This window comes from Gluconobacter sp. P5H9_a (genome assembly GCF_018812085.1).
Classification (GTDB): domain Bacteria; phylum Pseudomonadota; class Alphaproteobacteria; order Acetobacterales; family Acetobacteraceae; genus Gluconobacter.
Window position 1 is genome coordinate 1 of record NZ_JACRVW010000040.1, and the last position, 1305, is coordinate 1305.

The window sequence follows — 1305 nt, forward strand, 5'->3', positions numbered from 1 at the left end:
ATCCTGATCCTGCTTTCTGGTGATGGTGCGAACCTGGTTATCAGTGGCACGACCATGCCGACGAATACCATTTCGGGCTGGTCGCCCACAGACACGATTGAGCTGGCGTCCATCCCGCAGGCCAGCGTCACCAGTGTCAGCACAACGGCGAGTGGCATCACGTTCTACACCACCGGTGGCACGTATTCGCTGAACGTGCCGAACGCCAGCACGTATGGCTATACCCTGTCGTCTGACAGCAATGGCGGTCTGGTCTATACGACATGCTTTGCCGAAGGCACTGCGCTCACAACCCCTGACGGGGAGGCCACGGTCGAAACGCTCGTGCCGGGTACGCTGGTCATGACGCCGAAGGGGGCCATGCCTGTCAAATGGCTGGGTCATCGTTCCATCACCGTCTCCAGCCAGCCTATGCCGGAAGAAAACTGGCTCGTCCGCATCCGCGAGGGCGCTCTTGCAGAGGGTGTTCCGTCCCGTGACCTGCTGGTGACGCAGGAGCACTGCATGGTCTTCGAGGGCAAGCTGGTTCCAGCCCGTATGCTGGTCAATGGGGCATCCATCCTGATTGATCGTACGATCAACAGCTACACCTACTATCATGTGGAACTGGAGAGCCATGAAGCGGTCTGGGCTGAAAACGCACTGACCGAGAGCTATCTGGATACAGGAAACCGCAGCCAGTTCGACAATCACACCGTAACTGCAATCTTTGGTGGGTCGAAGGCCGGTGGTTCGAAAACGCTGCCGCTTGAGACGTCCCGTGCCTTTGTCGAGCCGATTTATGCACGCATTGCAGAGCGCGCTGGCAATGGTGTTCTCCAGCCTGAACTGACTACTGATCCGGGTCTGCATCTGGTCACCAATTTCGGTCAGATCATCCGGCCGCTCCGGCAGGCGAATGACCGTGTCATGTTCATGCTTCCAGCAAATGTCACGACAGTTCGTCTGGTATCGCGGGCCAGTCGCCCAAGTGACACGATTGGACCATTCGTAGACGATCGCCGTGATCTCGGCGTTCTTGTCGGGGATGTTTCCCTGTTTGCGTCTCGTCAGACAGTCAGTCTGACCGCTCATCTGTCCCTGTCCAACCTGTCAGGCTGGCATGGACTGGAATCTTCCACACACCGCTGGACGGATGGCGATGCGACGTTGCCGCTGCAAAGCGGAAATAGCAGCAGGGAACCGGGTATTCTTTCCATTCAGGTCGTGTCCAGCGGACCCTATCTGATGGAGGATCGCTCTGCTCTGCCCGAACTCCGTCAGGTCGGATAACAGCCTCTGGGTACTGATGGGGAAGCCTCGGCT

Annotated in this window: 1 protein-coding gene; it reads left to right on the top strand. The window is 58.1% G+C overall.

The genetic code is table 11. The features are described from left to right. A partial coding sequence (locus tag KP708_RS15335) for a Hint domain-containing protein (protein WP_215757229.1) occupies window positions 1-1272 on the top strand: 1272 nt, incomplete at its 5' end. Between the last annotated feature and the right edge of the window lie 33 nt (window positions 1273-1305).